This is a genomic window from Flavobacteriales bacterium (assembly GCA_020635395.1).
Taxonomy (GTDB): Bacteria; Bacteroidota; Bacteroidia; order NS11-12g; family UBA9320; genus UBA987.
Map to the genome: position 1 here is coordinate 1,328,559 of JACJZV010000001.1, position 16,305 is coordinate 1,344,863.

Consider the following 16,305-nt stretch of genomic DNA (forward strand, 5'->3'; position numbering starts at 1 on the left):
GCTGTGTTGATAAATGCAGGAGTTATGAACAAGTTTTCGATTAGGGTTTGTGATTCCTCATTCAGAGGCTTGCCGCTGCATCGCTATCAACGAAGCAACTTTTAGATGCTTCGCTTACGCTCTGCACGACGGATCGGGTTTCCATGTAAACCTGATTTGCCTTCACCAGATGGCTGTCTGCTGCAGGATTATGCTGTCTCGAATTTTGAAGAAAATAATTTTAATAAGCAGAAAAGGATAAAAACTAAAAAAGTATAATTGTAAAATGCTGAAAAAAGTGCTCTCATTTTCGATTTTGGTTTGCCTGAGCATTAATCTTGCTTTTGCTCAAAACATAGAGTTTTCTGCTAGATACAATTTAATAAAAGAGACGACAAGGGACGAGTTTCCGCCTTCCTTTTTTGTCACATACGATTTACAATCGAACAATAGGAGTCTTGCTTTTGAACTATATCATGATTTTGACAATCACAAGCGAAATTGGCCTGGTATAGGTGATTATTTTATTAGAAATAGGGAATGGGGATTTGGGTTTAGACTTCGAAATACATTTGTCGAAACCGATAGGGTTGATTTTTCTTTACTCTTGGGAACAGGGGTAAAAACTGTTTATCAAGCTTTGATAACGGACGTACCTGTCTTGAAGACTTATATCACACTTCCAAAAATGGAAAGAAATGGCTTTTACTATTATTTAGCTTTAGAGTCAAGAATTCCGATAGGGTCTCGATCAAGACTAATCATAGCTGGAGGTTTTGGCCAAAATAACGTTACATTCGGGTATGCACATATTTTACAGTCAAATGAGGGATTTTAGAATCGCACTTATTACTATCTCAGGGTTGTTTTTGCTATTCTCCTGCAATGATCTTGAAATTCCAGACCCTAAGTATTATAAGGGCTGGGAGCAGTTAAATGTGGAAACTTTTCCTGTTCCTGATAGCTGTGGATTTCCCGATGGGATAAAAATTTTTAAGGACTTAAATAGCCTTAAGAGGTGGAACTGTTTAGGAGGAATTCCCAAAATTGATTTTACCACAAATGATATTCTTATCAGTGAATTTACCAATCATGATGTGGTGGAGTATCGAGCAGGGGCATACATTTATATCAACCATAGTCTAAAAAAAGTACGGTTCGAAAATGTAACGCAAATCCGATTTAATAACTCAGGATTATCGAGCAATGGGGTAACAGTTAAAATAAAACAAGGATTTATTATTCCTAAAATTCCAAATGGTTATTCCTTGGAATAAGATTTCAATTAAAAGAAAATCGAGACAAATATTTTTCGAGAACATAATGGCGGTTGTAATTGACAGTTAACCCAAATAATGCATCACTTTTTGTGTTAATTCAATAATCGCTTCATCTCACCAACAAACAATTCAAATTTTATGATGCTTTACCCTATTGGCGGACAAACTTCATACGCTCTGCATGACAGGTCAAGGTCTTTTCGTCACCCGATAGCTATCGGGTCAGAGGACGAAGTCCGAAGAATCTCAAATCAACTAATCTCCAAATCAACTAAGCATCTTAAAAAAATCATATCCAACCCTCGGTAGCATTCGGTCTTTTGTGTTTAAACGTTTTATTGGTAACGATATGCATAAGTAAATCTGCCAATGTTTTTAGACCGATAAAGAATAAAAAGGTTTTGTCAATGGAGGTAAAGGAATTATTAAACCCAAAAATGATGAGCAAGTGCATGGGCACAATGCGGAAATAGGGTTCAAAAAAGGTGAAACCACCACTGGTTCCTTCCGCATCTTTTTTGGCATCAGAGAGACCGCTGAAAATGCCATTGGCCATAAAAACCCAAAACAAAATGGTGGCCCATCTGTAATCTATTTTGCCGGGCAGGTCTATCAAAATTTTGAATAAGAAAACGATATACACCAAATGGAACATGCCGTAGTGAAACATAAAAAAGAGGGCCATGCCATATTTGGGTGTTTTGCCCTCGCTTTTTCCCGTGCGGCGTGCTTCGGCTATAAGTCGGATAAAATATTGCAAACCAATAAAAACCGATTGCAGAAAATAGACAAGAACGACCATGCTGGCAGTGCTTCTATCGAGATAATAGGCCACCAAAATAGAAATATTAAATGCCAAGAGCATCCAGAACTCACGGTCGCTTAAAATGTTTCGTAAAGCTGAATTTTTTTCCTGCATACTCAAAATAATGACAATTATACTGCCGATTTGACACAGTTTGGCAAGCCAATTCAATTTTTTTGCTTTTGGTAAACAATTTGTAACGCCCGAACTAAAAATAAAACGAAAAATGCAAAAAGGAAAAGTATCAGTAAACACCGAGAACATCTTCCCGATAATTAAAAAGTTTCTCTATACCGACCACGAAATATTTTTAAGAGAGTTGATTTCGAATGCGGTGGACGCTACCAACAAGTTAAAAGTATTGGCCAGCAAAGGTGAAAAAACGGGTCAAACAGATGATTTGAAAATAACCGTAAGTCTTGACGAAAAGAAAAAGACCTTGACTATTAGCGACCAAGGAATTGGTATGACTGCCGAAGAAATAGATAAGTACATCAATCAAATTGCTTTCAGTGGGGCGGAAGAATTTGTCGAAAAATTTAAAGACGACAAAGAGTCAGCCAATATCATTGGTCATTTTGGATTGGGCTTCTACTCATCGTTTATGGTGGCCGACAAGGTAGAAATAGTGAGCAAAAGTTATCAGGAAGGTAGCGAAGCCGCTCATTGGATTTGTGAAGGCACCACGGATTTTAGCATAACAAAAGGCAAACGTAAAAAGCGTGGAACCGATATTATTCTTCATATCAATGAGGAAAATGCTGACTTTTTGCAGAGTTACAAAGTGAACGGATTGTTGACTAAATACTGCAAATTTTTGCCCATCGAAATTGAGTTTGACAAAAAGGTTATAAATAACACCACGCCGCTTTGGAAGAAAAATCCGGCAGATTTGACCGATGAAGATTACATCAAATTTTACGAAGAGCTGTATCCATTTGCCGAAAAACCCCTCTTTTGGATTCACTTAAACGTTGATTACCCATTCAATTTAACCGGAATATTGTATTTCCCGAAAATTAAAAAGGAAATTGAACCGCACAAAAACAAAATTCAACTATACTGCAATCAAGTGTTTGTAACCGACAATGTAGAAGACATTGTGCCTGAATATTTGATGTTGATGCACGGTGTAATTGACAGCCCCGACATACCATTAAACGTTAGCCGAAGTGCATTACAGGCCGATGGAAACGTTAAAAAAATAACAGGTCACATAAGCAAAAAAGTGGCCGACAAGTTGGCGGAATTATATAAAAACGACCCAACCGATTTTGAAGCCAAGTGGAGCAGCATCAACCTATTTGTGAAATATGGCATGCTCAGTGACGAAAAGTTCTATGACCGCACCCGAAAAATATGCCTGATGAAAGATGTGGATGGCAAGCACACGGTTTTGGATACCTATTTGGAGGAAATAAAACCCAACCAAACCGACAAGGATGGCAACACCATTGCACTTTATACCAACGATTACGAAGCTCAATACAGCTATGTGCAAAAGGCACAAGACAAAGGCTACAATGTGCTATTGATGGACGAAATTATTGACAATCATTTTGTTAGCAATATTGAGCATAAACTGGAAAAGGTGCAGCTAAAAAGGGTAGATGCCGACACCATCGACAAATTGATTGACAAAGACGAAAAGTCGGAATCTGTGTTGAGCGACAGCGAAGTAAACAGCTTAAAAGAAGCGTTTGAAAACAACATCAATAAGGAAAAATTTGAGATAAAAACGGTGGTTCTTTCTCCGAACGATGAGTTTTTAACCATTACCCGCAGCGAGTGGGAGCGGAGAATGAGCGAAATGGGTGGCATGGGCGGCATGGCCATGTTTGGCAGCCTACCCGAACGATATGCGGTAAGTGTAAACACCAACCACAGTTTGGCCAAAAAGGTGTTGGAAACAACAGATGCTGATGCACAAAAGATACTGATGAACAACGCCCTGGATTTAGCTAAATTGGCTCAAAACTTGTTGAAAGGCAAAGAGTTGAGCGATTTCATAAAACGACAAGAGGCGAGTTTATAAAACAAAACTCGCCTCTTATGGCAAAATTTCTTTTCTGAATTTTTTCTTTTTTAGAATAACTCATTGAGTATTTTTGACAAAAAATATTTCAAATGAGATTTCAATTTTTTCTTCCTGCTTTACTTTTTTTTAACCTTTGTTTTGGCCAAAAAGTCTTGGATTATAAGGCTTTTGATAAGTTGGAAGTAACAATTCCGGATCAAAAATATCAAAAAGGCTACCGACATGATATGAAGGTGTTGGCCACTTTTGAAAAAGTGGTGGTGGTGCAAGAGATTGCAATCTCAATGAACACTAGTTCAGAGTCTGAAACCAATAAAAGCTTGCATTTTATTGATAAAAAAACTGGGAAAGAAATTGCAAAATATTTTATCATCTATAGTACGGATGATGTCACAAATAGTTTGGATAAGAATATAATTGATTTTTCAAATTTTCGCAATCCATCGATTGTGTGTTCTAAGAACAAAATCATTTTATCTGCAATGCCGACCGATAAAATTTCTAATAATGTTGAACACGAAGAAGTTATAAGAATAATAGTATTAACCATTGATGACTTAAAAGTTTCAATTAGCCAGCATTCCATTGGAGGTTATTCCAAGTACAATCGTTTGTCATTGTTTGAAATGAAACTTTCCGTGGATTCCAATTTTATAATGTTTAGAGAGTCAATTTTTAAATCTAAGGATGAAGCTAAAAAGTACTATTCTGCTATTAGAATTTTTGATTTAAATTTAGAAGAAATTGGTTATCTTTTAACTCATAATAGGCATAATTTTATTGGTTTTAATCACCATATATTAACATTTGAAACCAGCGATCAACCTCTCTATATTAATGAAAGTAAATTTTCTAACTCCTCTCTAATGTTGAAGTTATATGACTTCGAGAATAGAACCGAAAGAAGTAAAATTGTAGAAGGTTGTGTCGGATATAAGAATTATCAAAATTATTCAAACAGTATGCCTCCGATTAATTTTGTCCTTAAAAATACGGGGGAACTACATTTTGTTTCGTATTTATCAAAAAGTGATAAGTCTCCAAGCGAAACGGAATTCATTTTATTTAAGGTTATTTTGGACGATTCCGAATCGAATTTGTTTGAAAAAAATGCTTTGGAAGTTTCAAATTTTAGGGAAAATCCTGATGGAGATCAGCACGAATTTCAAAGTTCGTACCTTTCCTATTTTAAGGATTTAAACTTGGAGAATTTTTCAACTTCTACGGAGGAAATAAAACCACTTCAAAATTATAAACAAGGTATGCTAACCCTTCAGTTTCCAGTCAAAAGGGGGATGTTCAGTGTTATTGCTTGCCCCACCATTTTATACTATCCAGAGTATAACAATAAAATGGTTCTTGTTCATCGCGTTATGAATGAAACTCGATATAATCATGTACTTGACCCCGATTATCATAGACCTTTGATAGTGCAAGTTGACGAGGGTTCGGTTTACATGCTCGGTAATTTTACTGTTCCAACCGAAAAGAGTGGGAAAACTTATACCATGTCTGCCCAAAACCCGCAAGTTTTACAGCTAATAAGAGTAGATTTTGACGACCAAGAAATTACTCGAGAAAATGTGGCCGGAACATTTGAAAAGTCGGAAGAAAACAATCTGTTCGACGTTGACCCTGACAGAGCATTGTTAGAAGGTGATAGTATCTACTGTGTAATGAAAACTCCCGCCGGAGAATATAAGTTGTGCAGGATTAATCTGAATATAGATTAGCCTCTTCAGTCGGCGGGTTGCGGTATTGTTTTCTCTTTTATAAGCAAACTCAGCACAATGCTTGTTCCGAGGATAATGCCGATAATCAATAACGATTTGATATTGTCAATGCCCAATGTTTCAACCATAAACTTGTGAAAAAGCATTTTACAGCCTATGAACGTTAGCAAAACACCCAAACCGTATTTAAGAAAACGGAAAAGGTGCATTACATTAGACAACACAAAAAACATCGACCGCAAACCCATAATGGCAAATATGTTGCTGAAAAAAACAATGTATGGGTCTTTGGTAACCACAAAAATGGCCGGCACGGAGTCAATGGCAAAAATCAGATCGCTAAATTCTACCACCATCAGAACAATAAACAATGGCGTTGCCCATGTACGTTTATCTTTCTTTAAAAAGAAATTGTGACCAATATAGCGAGGAAAAACGGGCATTATCTTGCCAATGAACTTGACCATAGGATGGTTTTTTTCATCTATTTTTTCCTCTTTCTCCTTTTCAATTAAAATTTTAATGCCACTATAAATCAAAAATGCCCCAAAAATATAAAGCACCCAATGAAAACGTTGAATAAGGGCTGCCCCCGAAAAAATAAAGACAAACCGCAAAACAAGAGCACCCAAAATGCCCCAAAAAAGTACGCGTTTGTAATATCTTTCTCGCACGGCAAATGCCTGAAAAATGAGGAGAATCACAAAAATGTTATCGACACTCAACGCATATTCGATAAAATATCCGGTAATAAATTCTACCGAAAGGTTGTTGTTGTATGATTTGGTAGCTTGGTCAAAATCAAGCCCAGATATATCAATTTTGTGCTCATATTTTTCTATCAAATGTTCTAATTGCCCCATTGTACTGTATCCGTGCACCCAGTTGCCATGAGTTTTTAGCAGCATAAAAAAACCTAAAGCACAAAGCACCCAAGCTAATGTCCATAGCAACGATTCTTTAAAGGTTACAATCTTATTTTCTTTCGAAAAAATGCCTAAGTCGAGCATCAACACGAAAAGTATAAACACAATAAAGACGGAGAAGAAAATCATTTCGCCGGAGGCAACTACCAAAAGAGGAATGTGTGTCATAGGTGGCAAAAATACGACAAGGTAATACCGAAAGTTACAATGTGTAAAAAAGCATACGCCAAAATGAAGTCTCTTTTTTTGATGTGACACAATAGTTTTAGTTTTGAAACCGTAATAAAATGGTATGAAAAAAGCAAAAGTGGTTTTGTTTGTATTGTTTGGCCTATTCATTGGGCAACCTTTGTTTGGTCAAGGAATAACGGTATCAGCCGAAAAACTGGATAAGCGAGACAGCATCTATTACTATCAAAACAAACCTTTTGATGGGATAAGCGTGCTGTATCATCCAACAAAAAAAGATCAGCTTTGGCAACGAATTGAATGGAAAAACGGAAGAATTGACGGTTGGTTTAAAAGTTGGTATTTCAGCGGAAAGAAAAATGAAGAAATTGAATATACCAAAGGTTATAGAAACGGGGTATATAGAACTTGGTTTGAAAACGGAAATCAGGATCAAATCTATCATTATACTATGGGCGAAAAGGATGGCGAATGTCAGGATTTTTATCCCGCAGGTTCAATATGGCGAAGCATTAACTACAAAATGGGGGTAAAAGAAGGCTTGGAAACAAGCTGGTTTACTAATGGAAAAATACAGCACGAAACAAATTTTAAAGAGGGTGTACCCGACGGAAAATCAACCAACTATGTAGAGTGGGGAAGAGTTAGTTCAGAAATCAATTATAAAATGGGTGTGGTGCATGGGGCATACCGCACATTTCATTCAAACGGGGTTTTGGCCGAAGAGTCGAACTATGTAGATGGTTTTTTGGAAGGCAAAAAATTAGTGTTTGATGAAAATGGTAACAAATTAACCTCCGAGACATACAAAAAAGGAAATCTTGAAGGTCCTGCATTGATATATATGTCAGGAAAAGATAAAATGAGCAAAACCTTGATTATTGAACAAAAGAACTATAAAGATGGAAAACTTGATGGCCTTTTTGTGAGATACGACAGCGGAGTGGTGGCAGATAGAGGCATATATGTTGAGGGTAAAAAGGAAGGTTTGTGGGTAGAGAATGCTTCAAATCCGGTCACCTTGTCAAAAGGAAACTATGAGCATGGAAAGCGAGTGGGTAAATGGATAATGGGCGAAACAGATTTTTTGGGTAAACGCACCGGAAGCTATAACAAAGAGGGCAAACCCGATGGAAAATGGAAGATTTATGACAAAAAAGGAAAACTCATTCGATTAGAATATTGGGAAGATGGAGTGTTGAAAAAGAGAAAATTCAAATAAGAGAAGGAGTTTTAAGTTATTTTTTGGGAGAATCTAAAGTAACTCTAAAACCAAATTTTTATCTTTTTGGTTGTAATAAACGGAGTTAATAGGTTTTCATAATTCTCAAACCTATCTTATTAAAAAAATTGAAAGTCAAAAGTTGTAAAGCAGTTTACAGTAACCTACTTTTGGAAAAAAATTTTTAAAATAAAGTAATGAAAAAATTTGCTCAATATTTTTTGATTGTAATGGCGGTAATTGCTTTTCAATCGTGCGGAGATGACGGTACATCAACTAACGACAACAACACATCAACCGGAAAATTAACAGACAGCGACAAAAAATTGTTGTATGACAAAGTTTGGTATCCGGCTACAGCGGGCACCGGTCTTGACCATGAGTTTTTAAATGACGGAACCTTTCGGTTGTCTCAATCACTTGAGGGCCGATGGACATGGGTAAATAAAAGTGATACCATGGACATTCAAGATGCTCAAAACAACAGATTCAAGTATATTTTCCAATCGGCAACGGCCACATCAATGAGTTTCAAAGCAAGCAGTGATGGTTATAAAACGGTTCAATCGTTTTCCACAACCAAATAGAAAAATATACCAAAAGAATCAGTCATTTCTTGGAAAATAGAAGGGTAAATCATGCCAATTTTGCCGCTTGGGCAATTGGCATGATTTTTTATTATAAAGCAGGAAAGCAAAGAAAATTACCGAAATAAACGGTTAGCAAATAAAAATATGTTAGGAAATCTCGTAAAAAGCATATCAAATATTTTTGGAAACAAAGCGGACAGAGACCTGAAGGTGGTTGAGCCATTTGTAGATAAAATTAATAAATACTATGCTGAATATAAGTCGCTTACAAACGATCAGATTCGTTCTAAAACAAATGAATTTATTGAACGAATAAATAATCACTTAAAAGGTATTGACCAACAAATTGCTGAACTTCGGTCAAAAATTAATGCTTCTGAAGCCGATGCCATCGAAGAAAAAGAAGAATGGTATGACGAGATTGACGCATTAGAAAAAGAACGCGACGAAGAACTGGAAAAAGTGTTGATGGATATTCTTCCGGAGGCATTTGCAGTTGTGAAAGATACAGCTCGCAGATTTACCGAAAATGACGAAGTGACGGCCACTGCCAGCCAGTATGACAGAGATTTGGCAGCAACACGTCCGCATATTTCCATAAAAGGTAGTGATGTGGTGTACCAAACAAAATGGTTGGCTGCCGGAGCAGAAGTAAACTGGAACATGATACACTACGATGTTCAGCTTATCGGCGGTGTGGCTCTGCATCAAGGAAAAATTGCCGAAATGGCCACAGGAGAAGGAAAAACATTGGTTTCCACCTTGCCGGCTTATCTGAATGCCCTCGGAAAACGGGGTGTACACATTGTTACGGTAAACGATTATCTTGCCCGACGCGACTGTGAGTGGAATGCTCCCATATTTCAATTTCACGGGTTGAAGGTAGATTGTATCGACTATTATTCGCCGCACTCAAAAGAAAGAAAAAATGCCTATTTGGCAGATATTACTTATGGAACCAATAACGAATTTGGTTTCGATTATTTGAGAGATAACATGGCTCACGACACCGATGATTTGGTGCAACACAAACATCATTATGCCATGATAGACGAGGTGGACTCCGTATTGATTGATGATGCTAGAACCCCACTTATTATTTCTGGGCCAATACCCAAAGGCGATCAACATGAATTTGCAGCATTAAAACCAAGAATACAACGACTTGTTGAAGCTCAAAAACAATATACCTCTCAGGCATTGCTTGAGGCCAAAAGATTGATAGAGGCTGGCGATGATAAGAATGGAGGATTCAAGCTCTTTCAGGCACATCGAGGATTGCCAAAAAGCAAACCGTTAATCAAATTTTTGGGAGAACAAGGCATGAATGCTCTTATGCTAAAAACGGAGAACACGTTTTTGCAGGATAACCAAAAAGAAATGCCAAAGGTTGACAAAGACCTATTCTTTACCATCGACGAAAAAAACAATCAGGTAGAGCTTACCGATAAAGGTATCGAGTTAATTACAACCTCTGGTGAAGACCCCAATTTTTTTATCATACCCGATGTGGGAGGTATGATAGCCGAATTAGAAAAAAATGAACTGTCATCGGCAGAAAAACAACGAAAGAAGGACGATTTACTTCGAGATTTCTCGATTAAATCTGAGCGTATTCATTCGGTAAATCAATTGCTAAAGGCTTATACCCTGTTTGAAATAGATAAAGAATACATTGTTCAGGATAACAAAGTAAAGATTGTTGATGAGCAAACGGGCAGGGTTATGGATGGCCGAAGATATAGCGATGGGTTGCATCAGGCCATAGAAGCCAAAGAAAACGTAAAAGTAGAAGCAGCTACTCAAACGTTTGCCACCATCACACTCCAAAACTTTTTTAGAATGTATCACAAACTTTCGGGTATGACCGGAACGGCAGAAACGGAAGCAGGAGAATTTTGGGAAATTTACAAATTGGATGTAATGGTAATTCCTACCAACAAACCAATAGTAAGAGACGATAAAGACGATTTAATTTATAAAACCAAACGCGAAAAATACAATGCAGTAATGGATGAAGTTCTAAAACTGCAAGAGCAAGGTCGTCCGGTTTTGGTGGGAACTACATCGGTAGAGGTTTCTGAAACATTGAGCAAAATGTTAAATCTTAGAAAGATAAAACACAATGTTTTGAACGCCAAACAACACCAACGTGAGGCCGAAATAGTGGCAGAAGCAGGCAAAAGTGGAGCGGTGACCATTGCCACCAACATGGCAGGTCGGGGTACTGATATTAAGCTAACCCCAGAAGTGTTAAAAGCCGGAGGTTTGGCTATTTTAGGAACTGAGCGGCATGAATCACGGAGGGTTGACCGTCAGTTAAGAGGTAGAGCCGGTAGGCAGGGAGATCCGGGTTCATCGCAATTTTTCGTTTCTATGGAAGACGATTTGATGCGACTTTTCAACTCAGACAGAGTGGTAAAGGTAATGGACATGATGAAGTATGAAGATGGAGAAGTGCTTCAACACAGCATGTTGACAAAAGCCATAGAGCGAAACCAGAAAAAAGTAGAACAGAACCATTTTGGCATGCGAAAACGACTGTTGGAGTATGACGACGTGATGAACAAACAACGGGAAGCTATCTATAAACGAAGAAAGCACGCTTTGTTTGGAGAAAGACTTTCGGTGGACATAAATAACGCCATGTTTGATACGGTTGAGGAGTTGATTAATGAGCATAGGGATAATAGGAGTTTTGATGATTTTAAAATGGATATGCTCAGACATTTGGCCTTTGAACCAGAAATGGACGAGAGTCAATTTTATGAATCTCGCGACGTAGTGGACAACATTTTTGGTCAGGTTAGAAAGCATTATCACGAAAAAAACAAATCCATCCGAGAACAGGCCGTTCCGGTGTTTCAAAACATTAAACGCGAGCGGGGAGAAAATGTAAAAAATGTGGTTGTACCGTTTACCGATGGCAGAAAAAGTTTGCAAATAGTTTCGAGTATTGACAAAACCATCGAAAGCAACGGAGCACATTTAATTGATTCTTTTGAGCGAATGACGGCTTTGGCCGTAATAGATGAGCATTGGAAAGAACATCTACGCGAGTTGGATGATTTGAAAGAAGCCACCCGAAATGCCTCATACGAGCAAAAAGACCCATTGTTGATTTACAAATTGGAATCATTCAATTTGTTTAAAAGTATGGTAAATGAGCTAAACAGCGAAATGCTCTCGCTATTGTTTAGGGGCACCATCGAGTCTCAAGATTCAAGCCAAGTGAGACAGGCTCAAGAAACCCACCATAGAAGAGGTGATGAAGGCATGAAAACAAGTAGGGCAGATGACATAGGTTTATCTAATAAAACTCCACAGCAACAACCAGCTCAGGTGCAGAGAGAAATTTCTAAACCCATTAAGGTGGAAAATAAAATTGGAAGAAACGACCCATGCCCATGCGGAAGTGGAAAAAAATACAAGAAGTGCCACGGCACAAACGTTTAACTTTGTAGGTATGAAAAAGTTGCTTTTTATTTCTGTTTTAGTTTCCGTTGCAGTATTTGGTTATAGCCAAGGAAAAGTGGAAGTGATAGGAGGCGAGCCTCTTGATAAATTGGTAAACAACAAAGTGGCTTCGGTGGACACCAACAATTTGTGGGGCTATCGCATTCAATTGTATTTCAGCACCAGCCGAACAGAGGCCACCAAAATGGCCAGTAAATTCAAAGCACAATATCCGGAAATGGCTGTGGAGGTATATCAAGATTACTACCAGCCCAACTGGAGGGTAAGAGTTGGTAATTATTACCGAAAAATAGATGCACAAAAAGATATGCACCGTTTTGCAGCCGAGTTTGGCGATGTTTTTTTAGTGAGAGACGTTATTCAGTTGCCCTCACTTAGGTAGCTTATCAGCGAATGGTGTCGCTGTCTATGGTTGACCCCATAAAAATTCCTGCTCCATTTTCAATGTTGTTATAAACAATAACAGTGTTTTCGCTTGAGCCTGAAGCCACGAGATCTGCATTCTCCCTATAGGCATTGAGCGTGTTGTAATACTTAAAATATTCGTTAGAAACCGTTCTGATTTGCACTAAATATAGAATGTCCGAATTTCCTGCAACCAACCCTCCTGGAGGCACTACGGATATTTTTTTCTTTTGACCGTTGAATAATTTATCCGAAAACAAATACCCGCCATCATCCAATTTAATGGTTTCTGATGCGGCCAAGGATGGGTCATCTAAAGCAAAATCAAAAGGAATAAATAAGTCGGCGGCTTCGCTATAATATAAAAAGTGGGCAATGTAATATTGGCTTCCGGCTATATCAGTCCAGCTAACCGAGATTAGGTCACTGGGTTTGCCTTCCATATCTATGCCGCCATTCAAAGCAAATTCAACTTTTTTGTCAAGAAGTTTTGCGGGCATGTAGGTGGTTGCGGTGGCAGTAGAGTATTTTCCTAATTTATCTTTAACCTGCAGTGTGTAAACTTCTCCGGGTTTGGCCGCTTTGTTAGAAACAAAACAGTTGCACGATGCATCAAAACTAACCGGAAATGTTCCACTCGAAGCTCCGGTGAGCGAAATATCTACATCCTTATAGGGTGCTGGAACGTCTGTGGTAAAGGGGTTTACCGTATTCTCTATTTTTAAAGAAATAATATTCTCATTATCTATGGATGAATTTATTGATAATTTTGGTTCAAAATCAGGCAATTCATTTGCGGGTATTTCAATAGAGTTGCATGAACCGGCAAACAGGGCAGTTAATATATACAAAGATGTTGCTATTCTATTTTTCATAATTTAAATTTTTAGAGTGTTAAAACGTATGCTAAGGATGGCATAAAAACAAGTTCATACTGTTTTATTGGTTGAAATCTGGTTTGGGTTGAATTGTTTGGGTCAATCTGAGTAAAAATTCTACTCACATTTTGAGAGGCCAAAACATTATAAACAGAAAATTCAAAACGCCCATAAGTCAAAAGATTGTAGGATACTTTAAGGTCTAACCGACTGTAAATGGGTGTGTAATAGTTATTTATGTGGTCGTATCCCAAAATAATGTTGCCGTCAATGTCTCTGTATCTCGAAGTGGGGAGTGTAAAGGGTTGTTTGCCCATAAAGGTAAAATTGGCGGAGAAAATAAATTGATCGGAAGCATTGACAATTAGCCCCAGTTTCGTTGAATAACTTCTGTTAAAATCGAAGTTAAATTTCTCACCATTATTCAAATCATCAAACTGTCTGTTTGATTTCATGAGATTAAGATTGGCAAAAAATATAACATTTTCCGCACGCACATTTAGGCTCGACTCAAGTCCATAAGCCTTACCTTTTCCCTTTTGCGATACTTCGTTGATATTGCCCAACCCCAATTCGTAGTATGAACTGAATAAGTACTGATTATCAATGGTTTTAAAATAGGCTTCATTAATCCATTGCACATTTTCATTAAGGATTTTTACCAAACCTGCCGAAAGAATATTGGCATTTTGTGGCAATAAATCTGCGTTTGCCGGAAGCCAGTTGATTAATTTAATAAAGTCGCTCGAATAGGCTCCGTAAAGGTGTTTGAATTGGTTCATTCTTGCATACCCAAATTTTAAAGAAGTTGTGGCATCAAGTTTATAACGACCTGACACCCGCGGCTCTATATAGGGTTTTGTAAAATCAAGACATGAATAAAGAACACCTCTTGCCCCAAAATTAACTAAAAGTTTGTCCGAGAATTTTCGCTCTGTTTCTATATAAGCAGCTGACTCGATACTACCAATATTGGTGGTGTCGCCGTATTGTGTAAAGGCAGTCAAATTATGCAGTGCATCAAAATCGCTCCCAGACAGATTGCCGGAGTTTGTTTGCGTAATTACGTTTTGTAGGCCAAATCTTAGGTCGGATTTTTTTGGTCGATGTTTTACAAAGTCAGCATTCAAAACAAAGTCATTTCGCTTGTTTTTATAACTTATTTCCGACGAAAAAGGATCGCCCGGAGGTGGGTTGGTGCTCGAAAAAGTAAGTTTTTCTGCAATTTGAAAAGCGGAAATTCCGGCCATAAAATTGCACGAAAGGTTTTTGTTGAATTGATGATTGAGTTGGACGTTTGTTACATGAGATCTTTCGGTAAATTTAAAAACAAAAGTCTCCATGCTTTTAGCAGCCGTATCAAACCTATCTAATTCATATCCAAATTGATTGGCCTGTAGAAAGTAGTTAAAGCTCAATTTATCTTTGTTGGACACATTGAATGTAGTGCCAATAGTAAATTCAGAATTAACAGGAACAAACCCAAGCGATTGGCTAAAAAGTACGTCAACAAGCGAACGACGGAAACCTAAGTTGAATCCGCCATTTTTTCCTATTGGTGCTTTTACATTGAGTGTGGCCATCATTAGAGTAATCTGCAAATCTGTTGAAACCTCTTCTGGCACTGCTTTATTGCTGCTAATGTCTATTACACTGGATAAGGTGCCCCCAAATCTTGCAGGAAAAGCCCCTTTATAAACCGTAACATTATCGTAATTAAAACCAGAATAGTTGGACAGAAATCCGCCAAAATGGCCACGAGAGTTGTTGGCAATTCCGTTCAATAAAAATTGATTTTGACCAATGGCATCACCGCGAATGGAAATATCGCCAAAGCCACTAAGTCCAAAATCAATGCCAGCCTGAGTTTGCAATAATTTGTTCAGCTCTGGTTCTCCAAAAATATAGGGCAAATGAATCAGGGTTTTTGGATTTAAGTTAAGATAGTCGGTTTGAGAAGATTCCAAATAATGTGTTCCAATAGAGGAAGGTTTGAATGAATTCTCCATTAAATTGAATAGTTCGATGAGATAAAATTTCAACGGGGCGTTCAACTCTTTTGTGGAAATACCTTTTCTAAATGGTTTAAAGCCTTCCGCCGATATTTCAATTATCGTATCATCTTCAAAAACGGTGGCAAAAAAATGCCCATTAATGTCAGAAATAAAATGGTCGGAGGAACCAGAAAACGAAATATCTGCATGACTTACAGGAGCACCGGATATTTCAGCATAGATGTAGCCCTCTATGTTTAGTGTGTTTTGGGCGTTTGTGGTTTTGGTCACCACCATACCCAAAATAAATAGCGATAATTGCCAAAGTTGTTTCATTGCCAACAAATTTAATGGGTTGAAATTACTATACGGTAGTTGCACAAAAAAAATGTTTGACCACAAAAACGACACAAGGCCTTTTTTTGTGCTAAAAAATTAGGTAAAGCAAAAAAGGAATACACAATGGTATCAGCATGAACCTTCCCGACACCTGTGTCGGGATGCTCTAATCAGTTGAGCTACGAAAGATTAATTCTATAATCCGAGTTTTACTTTTCCAAGCCTTTAATTGCTTTTCACGTTGCATGGCTTCTTGTTTTGTTGGGTAAGTTTCTACATACACCACTTTCCAGTCGGTAGCTTTTGCGGTATGTCCTTTTTTTGAATGCAGATGTTTGTAAAGCCTTTCTTCAACAGATAAAGAAGTGTATCCGATGTAATATCCGTTTAATTTATCAGAATGTAAAATATACAATGAGTACATAAAAAAGAAGCTGCCCTTTTGAGACA

At 37.7% G+C, this 16,305-nt stretch carries 13 protein-coding genes; 8 read left to right on the plus strand and 5 right to left on the minus strand.

Annotation, left to right across the window (positions count from 1 at the left end):
- Positions 1-265 precede the first annotated feature (265 nt).
- Together H6607_05665 and H6607_05670 are read left to right on the plus strand one after the other, a co-directional pair.
- Positions 266-817 (plus strand): hypothetical protein, encoded by a 552-nt coding sequence (locus H6607_05665; GenBank protein ID MCB9261844.1) that lies wholly within the window; start codon positions 266-268, stop codon positions 815-817.
- The gene (locus H6607_05670; GenBank protein MCB9261845.1) at positions 804-1,256 is read left to right on the plus strand and encodes a hypothetical protein; all 453 of its coding nucleotides are present in this window, start codon (positions 804-806) and stop codon (positions 1,254-1,256) included. Before H6607_05665 ends, H6607_05670 begins: the two co-directional genes overlap by 14 nt.
- Positions 1,257-1,548: 292 nt before the next feature.
- On the opposite strand, the gene H6607_05675 is transcribed toward H6607_05670, so the two are convergent.
- Complete coding sequence (locus H6607_05675; GenBank protein ID MCB9261846.1) at positions 1,549-2,178, minus strand: hypothetical protein; 630 nt, start codon at positions 2,176-2,178, stop codon at positions 1,549-1,551.
- 112 nt (positions 2,179-2,290) lie between these two features.
- On the opposite strand from H6607_05675, the gene htpG reads away from it, so the two are divergent.
- Both htpG and H6607_05685 read left to right on the plus strand, forming a co-directional pair.
- Positions 2,291-4,099, plus strand: coding sequence for a molecular chaperone HtpG (htpG, locus tag H6607_05680; protein MCB9261847.1), 1,809 nt, complete (start codon positions 2,291-2,293; stop codon positions 4,097-4,099).
- Between the two features lie 92 nt (positions 4,100-4,191).
- Positions 4,192-5,835, plus strand: coding sequence for a hypothetical protein (locus tag H6607_05685; GenBank protein MCB9261848.1), 1,644 nt, complete (start codon positions 4,192-4,194; stop codon positions 5,833-5,835).
- A gap of 5 nt (positions 5,836-5,840) precedes the next feature.
- Here H6607_05685 and H6607_05690 read toward each other — a convergent pair whose 3' ends face one another.
- Positions 5,841-6,929, minus strand: a complete 1,089-nt coding sequence (locus H6607_05690) for a TerC/Alx family metal homeostasis membrane protein (GenBank protein MCB9261849.1) — start codon at positions 6,927-6,929, stop codon at positions 5,841-5,843.
- Between the two features lie 124 nt (positions 6,930-7,053).
- Here H6607_05690 and H6607_05695 point away from each other — a divergent pair, with 124 nt between their 5' ends.
- The 4 genes from H6607_05695 to H6607_05710 all read left to right on the plus strand — a co-directional run bounded on the left by H6607_05695 (position 7,054) and on the right by H6607_05710 (position 12,621).
- Positions 7,054-8,172 carry a hypothetical protein gene (locus H6607_05695; GenBank protein ID MCB9261850.1) on the plus strand — a complete coding sequence of 373 codons (1,119 nt, stop codon included), beginning with the start codon at positions 7,054-7,056 and terminating at the stop codon, positions 8,170-8,172.
- A gap of 197 nt (positions 8,173-8,369) precedes the next feature.
- Positions 8,370-8,759: a hypothetical protein gene (locus tag H6607_05700; protein MCB9261851.1), complete on the plus strand. Its 390-nt coding sequence runs from the start codon at positions 8,370-8,372 to the stop codon at positions 8,757-8,759.
- 147 nt (positions 8,760-8,906) lie between these two features.
- On the plus strand, positions 8,907-12,218 hold the full coding sequence (gene secA / locus H6607_05705; protein MCB9261852.1) for a preprotein translocase subunit SecA: 3,312 nt from the start codon (positions 8,907-8,909) through the stop codon (positions 12,216-12,218).
- 10 nt (positions 12,219-12,228) lie between these two features.
- Positions 12,229-12,621 (plus strand): SPOR domain-containing protein, encoded by a 393-nt coding sequence (locus tag H6607_05710; GenBank protein MCB9261853.1) that lies wholly within the window; start codon positions 12,229-12,231, stop codon positions 12,619-12,621.
- Positions 12,622-12,625: 4 nt separating this feature from the next.
- Here H6607_05710 and H6607_05715 read toward each other — a convergent pair whose 3' ends face one another.
- The 3 genes from H6607_05715 to H6607_05725 all read right to left on the minus strand — a co-directional run bounded on the left by H6607_05715 (position 12,626) and on the right by H6607_05725 (position 16,279).
- Entirely contained in the window at positions 12,626-13,519 is an 894-nt protein-coding gene (locus H6607_05715; GenBank protein MCB9261854.1) for a DUF4249 domain-containing protein, read from the minus strand.
- A gap of 11 nt (positions 13,520-13,530) precedes the next feature.
- Positions 13,531-15,852, minus strand: a complete 2,322-nt coding sequence (locus H6607_05720; protein ID MCB9261855.1) for a TonB-dependent receptor plug domain-containing protein — start codon at positions 15,850-15,852, stop codon at positions 13,531-13,533.
- 169 nt (positions 15,853-16,021) lie between these two features.
- Positions 16,022-16,279 carry a GIY-YIG nuclease family protein gene (locus H6607_05725; GenBank protein ID MCB9261856.1) on the minus strand — a complete coding sequence of 86 codons (258 nt, stop codon included), beginning with the start codon at positions 16,277-16,279 and terminating at the stop codon, positions 16,022-16,024.
- Positions 16,280-16,305 lie beyond the last annotated feature (26 nt).

What these genes read in the sequence shown, in the direction of transcription:
- H6607_05665 (MCB9261844.1), top strand. Translation starts at nt 266, where the DNA reads ATGCTGAAAAAAGTGCTCTCATTTTCGATTTTGGTTTGCCTGAGCATT.
- H6607_05670 (MCB9261845.1), top strand. Translation starts at nt 804, where the DNA reads ATGAGGGATTTTAGAATCGCACTTATTACTATCTCAGGGTTGTTTTTG.
- H6607_05675 (MCB9261846.1), bottom strand. Translation starts at nt 2,178, where the DNA reads ATGCAGGAAAAAAATTCAGCTTTACGAAACATTTTAAGCGACCGTGAG.
- htpG (MCB9261847.1), top strand. Translation starts at nt 2,291, where the DNA reads ATGCAAAAAGGAAAAGTATCAGTAAACACCGAGAACATCTTCCCGATA.
- H6607_05685 (MCB9261848.1), top strand. Translation starts at nt 4,192, where the DNA reads ATGAGATTTCAATTTTTTCTTCCTGCTTTACTTTTTTTTAACCTTTGT.
- H6607_05690 (MCB9261849.1), bottom strand. Translation starts at nt 6,929, where the DNA reads ATGACACACATTCCTCTTTTGGTAGTTGCCTCCGGCGAAATGATTTTC.
- H6607_05695 (MCB9261850.1), top strand. Translation starts at nt 7,054, where the DNA reads ATGAAAAAAGCAAAAGTGGTTTTGTTTGTATTGTTTGGCCTATTCATT.
- H6607_05700 (MCB9261851.1), top strand. Translation starts at nt 8,370, where the DNA reads ATGAAAAAATTTGCTCAATATTTTTTGATTGTAATGGCGGTAATTGCT.
- secA (MCB9261852.1), top strand. Translation starts at nt 8,907, where the DNA reads ATGTTAGGAAATCTCGTAAAAAGCATATCAAATATTTTTGGAAACAAA.
- H6607_05710 (MCB9261853.1), top strand. Translation starts at nt 12,229, where the DNA reads ATGAAAAAGTTGCTTTTTATTTCTGTTTTAGTTTCCGTTGCAGTATTT.
- H6607_05715 (MCB9261854.1), bottom strand. Translation starts at nt 13,519, where the DNA reads ATGAAAAATAGAATAGCAACATCTTTGTATATATTAACTGCCCTGTTT.
- H6607_05720 (MCB9261855.1), bottom strand. Translation starts at nt 15,852, where the DNA reads ATGAAACAACTTTGGCAATTATCGCTATTTATTTTGGGTATGGTGGTG.
- H6607_05725 (MCB9261856.1), bottom strand. Translation starts at nt 16,279, where the DNA reads ATGTACTCATTGTATATTTTACATTCTGATAAATTAAACGGATATTAC.